Below are 7,137 nucleotides of genomic sequence, written 5' to 3' on the forward strand. Positions count from 1 at the left end.
TACAAGAGCGCCGCACACGAGGCGTGGCGCATCTCACAGTTCGCGTGCGCGCGCTCAAAAAATCTGGTCATTCACATCAAAGGACTTTCTCCAGTGGCAAAAACGGTCATCATTACATGCGCGATCACTGGCGGCGACGATACTGCCGGTCGCTTTTCGGCCATCCCAGTCACGCCCAAACAGATCGCCGACTCGGCCATCGAGGCATGCAAGGCGGGTGCGACCATTGCACACATTCACGTTCGCGACCCGAATACGGGCAAGCCCTCCATCGAGTACCACCTGTACGAGGAAGTAGTCAAGCGGATCCGCGATAGCGGCTCCCCTGTCATCATCAACCTCACGACTGGCGCTGGCGCTCGCTTCATCCCCAGTTCAGAGATGCCCAACACGGTGGCGGAGGGCTCAAACCTGCGGACTCCCTTAGAGAGGTCAAGGCACATTGCCGGTCTCAGGCCGGAGATTTGCAGCCTCGATATGGGATCCCTCAATTTTGGAAAGGGAGCCCTCATCAACATCCCCGCACATATCGAAGAAATAGCATTGGTCATCAAGGAGGCTGGCGTGAAGCCGGAACTGGAAGTTTTCGATTCCGGCCATATCGCGCTGGCGAAACACATGATCGACAAGGGACTGATTGAGAAAGACCCATTGTGGCAACTCGTACTCGGCGTTCCATGGGGCGCTCCTGCATCGCCTTCGACCATGATGTTCCTGCAAAGCCTCCTTCCCCAGAATGCAAAGTGGGCGGCGTTCGGCATCGGAGCCCAAGAATACCCAATGCTGGCACAGGCGGCACTGCTCGGCGGACATGTCCGTGTGGGCCTTGAAGACAATCTTTACATTGCGAAGGGCGTCGAGGCCGAGAGCAACGCCCAACTCGTCGAGCGGGCGGTAGCAACTCTCGACATGCTTGGCATCGAACCTTGTACTCCTCAGCAGGCCCGCGCTTCTCTCGGCCTCATCCGTCAGTAGGGCCAAGGATGTCTCGAGACACAGTGACGGTCGCCCTGGCTCAACTGCAACCAAGCGCAGATGTTGCGCAGAACCTCAGGTTGATCGAAGAGCTTGCAGTGGGCGCGTCGGACCAAGGCGTTGAGTGGCTGTTGCTTCCTGAATATGCAACGTGCCTTGATGGCCGCCGGGCCTCGATGGAAGTGGCTGCAGACCTGGCGGACACAATCCATGAATTCATCTCGGCAACCGCCCGCCGCCTAGGAATTTGGATTCTGTTGGGTTCCTATGTCTTGCGCTCGAATAGCGGGAAAATGGTGAACCGAAGCGTGCTGTTCGATTCGGCCGGCAAGGAGATTGCCTATTACGACAAGCTGCATATGTTCGATGTCGTGCTGCCTGATGGTCGTCAAATTCGGGAGTCGAGCGCATATGAGGGCGGGGATCGCGCGGTAGTTGTGGAGACCCCATGGGGGTTGGTGGGAATGTCGATCTGCTTCGATCTCCGCTTTCCTCAACTCTTTCGGACGATGGCGCAAGCCGGTGCAGAAGTGATCGTGGTCCCATCGGCGTTTGCCATTGCCACCGGTGAACTTCATTGGAGCGCCCTTCTGAGGGCGCGTTCCATAGAGAATTCGGCTTTCATCCTCGCACCAGCCACCTGCGGTGAAAGTCCCGGGAATCGGCCAACTTTTGGGCACAGCATGATCGTTGATCCTAGCGGTCGTATTGTCGCCAGTCTGGACGATCAACCAGGGCTCCTGGTGCACAAGCTTCCGATGGGCGAGGTGGCCCAGCAGCGAATCAAAATGCCTACGCTCAAAGCTGACCGCGCATTCGAGTTGTGCCGACTCCCGACGCGGTGAGGGACTTATTCTTGCTCGGTATCAGGTTTTGTTGAAACGCCGGTCACGGTCCTACAAGACAAACCCCTAAAACATCGAGAACTTCGTCGGAAAAGCTTGCCTGAAACTGCCACGCGCCTCTCGTGCTCATCGCCATGCTCCACAGTCATGGACTCGCCTCTCGGCTCGATCAAGTACCTGAAGCTCGCGGCGTGCGGGTGGGCGGACACCGAGGTACGGTGACTCTATAAGAACTCTCTTGAGCAGCACACCCACCGGGGCGCACGCCCAGTTGGGGGCCTTGTCTCACGGATCATCCAGTGCAATCGCGGCACTTTCCCCATAGCCCGTCTAGTAGTTGTTGCAAATCCTACATATGAGGGCACTTGAATGTTGACAGTCGAATCGTGGCTATCTAGAGTGCGGGACTCAGCACTGAAACAGGTGCCGACCCTCTTCGCCGCATCGTCCGCAGACTGCCTATGTGGAGATTGATCGGTTCATCTTGGGTCCACTTGATTCGAAAATGACAAAGCTTGCCAACGTATCCAATGCCATGATGGCTGCGATTGAATCCGGGGTGTTTCACGCTGGCGATCGGCTTCCATCTGAAACAGAACTTGCCGCGAGCCATGGTGTAAGCGTCGATACGATCCAGAAGGTACTCAAGCGTCTTGTCGAGCGGGGGTTGATACGGCGCGAGCATGGGCGGGGTACCTTTGTATCGGGGAAAAACGTCGTCGCCGCTGATGGCCACTACCTTCGCTTTATGGATGAACAGGGGACTGAACTGCCCCGATTTGTTCAACTGCTTTCGGTGAAGAGAGTCAAGCGCAAAGGGGCGTGGTCAGAGTTTCTGGGGGGAGAGGCATTTGTCCGCATTGAGCGCCTCACTGACGTCGCCACCCGATTCAGCTTTATCAGTGAATTCTGGTTACGCGAAGACGACTACGAAAAAATGGGCAACGTTGAACGCGGCGCACTTGAAAAGAACTTGCGTGAGCTGGTTCGGGAACGACTGGCGCTGTCTACGTTACGTGTTGAGCAGTTGGTCAGGTACAGCTGCTTGCCGGAAAAGATAGCCGCCAAATTGTCCCTCGACCCAACTGAGCCTGGATTTATCATGGAGCTATGCGGCCATTCGTTGCAAGATCGCCCGCTCTACTATCTGGCTGTTTTCGCCCCCAAATTCTCTGAGCGACTCGCTCTCGGGAGCGAGTGAGGTCTGCGCTAGGGTCGAGCTCTGATGCGGCACGCATGCAGGCAGCGAGATCAGATTGCTTTTTCGCGCGCAACCAGCAGAGGATCTGAAAACGGTCCTGAATACACCTCTTGATAGTAGAGCGGCTGATCGCGCAAGGTATGCGCTCGAAGCTCCAGGACAAGTACGGCATGCCCTGGCTCTAGGCCGAGCTTGCGGGCGGTCGATGGCGTGGCCGCTACAAACCGAATCGATTGATCGACGCGTAGGGTCGGAAGCGACAGCCGTTTTCCGATGAGTTCGCGCAAGTTCTTCTCGAGCTCTTCACTGGAGAGCCCTTCCAGCCGGGTGAACTCCTCTTCCCTCAGCCAGAACACACTGACGAGGTCAAAGTGGCCCCCTATGTTGACGACTCTTTCAATGCGGACAAATGTGTCGCCACCCAGAAAGTCAGACCAGGAACCGGTTCTCTTAATCCGTTTGATGGAGTGCACCTGAACATAGTGAGCAAGCTCCCGACCTTCCGAGTTGCGAAAGCGCAGGTAGCGTATATCGGCCGGCGCAGCCTTGATCCCGGAGACGAACGTTCCGCGGCCCTGCTCTCTGCTGACTAGCCCCGAATGGGCGAGGCGCGCAAGCACCTTTTGCATGGTCCCGACGCTGACTCCGTGCGCCGTGGCCAGTTCGCTCTCGGAAGGAAGGCGGTCGCCCTCCTTGAGCGCCCCGGACTCAATGGAGCCAACAATGGCATCGAAGACAGTCGCCAGTTTCGTCGCCATCACTTTCACCTTTGCGCAATTCGTGGCTTTTCGGAAGCGTGAACAATAGCCGAAAAACAAGCTGTGCCAACTTGTGATTCTGATCAGAAGCGCCACGCCAACGCGCCAATACTTCCCGAACGGCTATTTTCAGGCACCCACTTGTCTCGGAACGCCTTTTTCCATGGAGACTGAGAATCAGTCCAGCATGGGCGTACCGCTCTGCTTGATCGCGGCAGCCCATTTCGCTTGTTCTGCCACGACGAACTGCCCAAACTGCTCGGGTGTTGACGTGACTAGCTCATAGCCGCCGCTGATCATGAGTTTTCGTGCACTTGGCGCACTCATTCCCTTGACGATTGCGCTGTTCAAGCGGGAAACAATTTCCTTCGGAGTACCGGCTGGGGCCAGAATGCCAGCCCACTGAGTCCCCTCGATCCCAGGGACCCCCGCTTCCGCGAGTGTGGGGACATCCGGGAATACTTTCGAACGGGTTCGGCTGGTCACAGCCAAAGCTTTGAGCTGCCCCACCTTGAGCATGGCCATGACACCTGGCGCACCGTTGAAGGACATGTCCACGTTCCCCCCACAAGGTCACTCACTGCCTGCGGGGCGCCCTTGTACGGAACGTGAAGGATATCGATGGAGGCATTCGTCTTGAACGCCTCACCCAGCAAATGCGGTTGACCTCCGGCCCCCGACGATGCAAACGTGAGCGTCCCAGGGTTTGCCTTTGCCCGAGCAACGAGTTGCATGGCTGTGGCAGCAATTGCAGGCTTGACCACCAGTACGTATGGAGCCTCACCCAATCGACTCACCGGAACGAAGTCCTTGATCAGGTCATAGGAGAGCTTCCGATACAGGCTTGAGGCTGTGGCCATTGAGGGACTGGCCATCACCAAGGTGTATCCATCGGCCTTCGCCCTGGCACCCGCAGTCGCACCGATATTTCCCGATGCGCCAGGCTTGTTGTCAATCACGACAGGTTGCTGGAGCTCCCTTGACAGCTGCGTTGCCACGATACGGGCAACGAAGTCGACACTGCCACCTGCGGGCCAAGGCACAATCAAGTTGATCGGGCGATTCGGGTAGTTGCCATCGGCCTGAGCAAACGCCGAACTTGTGATGAGGGATAGCGCGCACAACGCATTCCCAAGTGGACGAAAAATTGAACGCATCGTTGACTCCTGTTCCAAGACTTTCATGGAACCCAGGATCAGTCGAGCATGGGCGTACCGCTCTGCTTGATCGCGGCAGCCCATTTCGATTGTTCTCCCGCAACGAACTTCCCAAACTGCTCGGGTGTCGAAGTGATCAGTTCATACCCGTTGCTGATCATGAGTTCTCGTATACCTGGAGCACTCATGCTCTTGACGATGGCGCTATTCAAGCGGACAACAATTTCCTTCGGCGTACCGGCGGGCGCCAGAATGCCAGCCCACTGAGTACCCTCGATGCCGGGGATACCTGCTTCCGAGAGGGTAGGGACATCTGGGAATGCTCTTGAACGAGCGCGGCTGGTCACGGCCAATGCCTTGATCTGTCCCACCTTGAGCATGGGAATGACCGAAGGAGCAGCATTGAAAGCCATGTCCACACTTCCCCCAATGAGGTCAGTCACTGCCTGCGGAGCACCCTTATATGGAACGTGAAGGATGTCGATGGACGCATTCTTCTTGAACGCCTCGCCGATCAAATGCGGTTGACTTCCCGCCCCCGCCGATGCAAAGGTTAACTTTCCAGGGTTCGCCTTTGCCCGCGTCACGAGCTCCATCGCTGTAGCGGCAAATGCGGGTTTGACTACCAGGACGTATGGGGCTTCACCCAATCGACTCACCGGAACGAAGTCCTTGATCAGGTCATAGGAGAGCTTCCGATAAAGGCTTGAAGCCATGGCCATTGGCGGACTGGCCACTACCAAGGTATATCCATCGGCCTTCGCCCGGGCGCCAGCAGCCGCGCCAATATTGCCTGCGGCGCCAGGCTTGTTGTCAATCACGACAGGTTGCTGGAGCTCCGTTGACAGTTGCGTTGCCACTATGCGGGCAACGAAGTCGACACTGCCACCTGCAGGCCAGGGAACGATCAAGTTGATCGCGCGATTCGGGTAAATGCCGTCGGCTTGAGCAACCGCCGAGCTTGTGATGAGGCATAGCGCGCACAACACTTTCCAAAAATGACCAAAAAAAGAACGCATCGTTGTCTCCTGTTCTTGCAGCCACAATGTCGTGGCGTTGTTTGAAAAAGTTGTGGATTCGACAGGTGGCTTCTTGAGAGCCATTGGTTTCCCGCCTATTGGGGGACTGAAACTACGGGACTCGGAAGTGGTTCTCCAAGGCGTTCGCCCAGGGCTGTGAGTTCTTGCGCGATCACTGGCGGAAGCGCCAAGCCTTTATCAAGGCCTTCCCGCTCCAGTGCATTGCCTCGATGGCCGGGCAACCGCCCCTCCTCGCCGCCCGCCGAGAGATATTGGCGCGTCCACTGTTCCATGTAGCTGCCAAACGATTCCTGACCTGCAAATGCACCTGGCTTGACGAGCCAGAGAAAGGCGTCCTGCATGCCGACGCGTTTACTGGGGGATGTTTGAGCTCCTTGCGAATCGGCCGTTGCGGCCAGCGCGCCGGTCAGGCACTCCACCATCATCGCGATACCTAGTCCCTTGTGGCCAGCCATCGGAATCAGGGACCCTTCCAGCGCGCGCGCTGCATCTGTAGTGGCATTGCCCTCAGCGTCCAGTGCCCAGCCTTCCGGGATAGGCTTGCCCTCGCGAGCGGCAAGCAGAATGTGGCCTCGCGCGGCTACGCTGCAAGCGACATCAAAGACAATCGGCGGTTGCCCAGGCATCGGACAGCCGAATGCGATGGGATTGTGGCCAATCGCAGCGTGCCGAAAACCCTCCATGGCGAGCGCGGGGGAAGTGCGCTGGCCCAGCATGGCGAACGCGCCCGCCTCGGCCGCGAGCAGCGCATGGATGCCAAGCGCTCCGAGGTGACCACACTGTCGAAGGATGACCAATATTGATGCGCTCCTTTCGAGCGCAGCCAAGCCCAGTCGTACTGCATGAGGGCCGGCAATCTGGCCCATAGCCCCATCCGTATTCAGAACAATGCCGCCAGGGAATGCACGATGCTCCATGTGGGGCCGCGCGTTCAATTGATCCGTCTTCAGACGCTCCACGTATGACGCGACACGGGCGAGCCCGTGCGTCTTGAGTCCGCGCAACTCACTTCTGACAAGAATGGCGGCCGCTTCACGTGCGTGATCGTCAGGAACGTCGCATGCCAAAAAGATGCGGCCCGTCCATTGCTCCAGTGTTTGATGGTCCCATCGATTGAGCATATTTTTATCTCGGCTGATGACCTGGGCTAAAAAGCTGAAG

At 57.5% G+C, this 7,137-nt stretch carries 6 protein-coding genes and 1 pseudogene; 3 read left to right on the plus strand and 4 right to left on the minus strand.

Annotated elements, in window-relative coordinates; all coding sequences use genetic code 11:
- The 3 genes from FFS09_RS30085 to FFS09_RS30095 form a co-directional block, all read left to right on the plus strand.
- Window positions 1-975 (plus strand): beta-keto acid cleavage family enzyme (locus FFS09_RS30085; protein WP_502703773.1); only part of this gene is annotated, 975 nt, incomplete at its 5' end.
- A 23-nt stretch (window positions 976-998) separates the two neighbouring features.
- On the plus strand, window positions 999-1,820 hold the full coding sequence (locus FFS09_RS30090) for a carbon-nitrogen hydrolase family protein (protein ID WP_171020278.1): 822 nt from the start codon (window positions 999-1,001) through the stop codon (window positions 1,818-1,820).
- A gap of 505 nt (window positions 1,821-2,325) precedes the next feature.
- Window positions 2,326-3,021 carry a GntR family transcriptional regulator gene (locus FFS09_RS30095; protein WP_137922577.1) on the plus strand — a complete coding sequence of 232 codons (696 nt, stop codon included), beginning with the start codon at window positions 2,326-2,328 and terminating at the stop codon, window positions 3,019-3,021.
- Window positions 3,022-3,071: 50 nt separating this feature from the next.
- Here FFS09_RS30095 and FFS09_RS30100 read toward each other — a convergent pair whose 3' ends face one another.
- The 4 genes and pseudogenes from FFS09_RS30100 to FFS09_RS30115 all read right to left on the minus strand — a co-directional run.
- On the minus strand, window positions 3,072-3,779 hold the full coding sequence (locus FFS09_RS30100; protein ID WP_137922578.1) for a GntR family transcriptional regulator: 708 nt from the start codon (window positions 3,777-3,779) through the stop codon (window positions 3,072-3,074).
- 177 nt (window positions 3,780-3,956) lie between these two features.
- Window positions 3,957-5,020 (minus strand): annotated as a pseudogene (locus FFS09_RS31640) (tripartite tricarboxylate transporter substrate binding protein).
- Window positions 4,975-6,039: a tripartite tricarboxylate transporter substrate binding protein gene (locus tag FFS09_RS30110; protein ID WP_252374573.1), complete on the minus strand. Its 1,065-nt coding sequence runs from the start codon at window positions 6,037-6,039 to the stop codon at window positions 4,975-4,977. Before FFS09_RS30110 ends, FFS09_RS31640 begins: the two are co-directional and overlap by 46 nt.
- An 11-nt stretch (window positions 6,040-6,050) precedes the next feature.
- Window positions 6,051-7,137: Ldh family oxidoreductase (locus tag FFS09_RS30115; protein ID WP_354595911.1), on the minus strand; the 1,087-nt coding region annotated here is incomplete at its 5' end.

Source organism: Hydrogenophaga sp. 2FB, assembly GCF_005503365.1.
Lineage (GTDB): Bacteria > Pseudomonadota > Gammaproteobacteria > Burkholderiales > Burkholderiaceae_C > Hydrogenophaga.

Coding starts and splice junctions, on each gene's coding strand:
- FFS09_RS30095 (WP_137922577.1), top strand. CDS start 2,326: ATGACAAAGCTTGCCAACGTATCCAATGCCATGATGGCTGCGATTGAA.
- FFS09_RS30100 (WP_137922578.1), bottom strand. CDS start 3,779: ATGGCGACGAAACTGGCGACTGTCTTCGATGCCATTGTTGGCTCCATT.
- FFS09_RS30110 (WP_252374573.1), bottom strand. CDS start 6,039: ATGGCTCTCAAGAAGCCACCTGTCGAATCCACAACTTTTTCAAACAAC.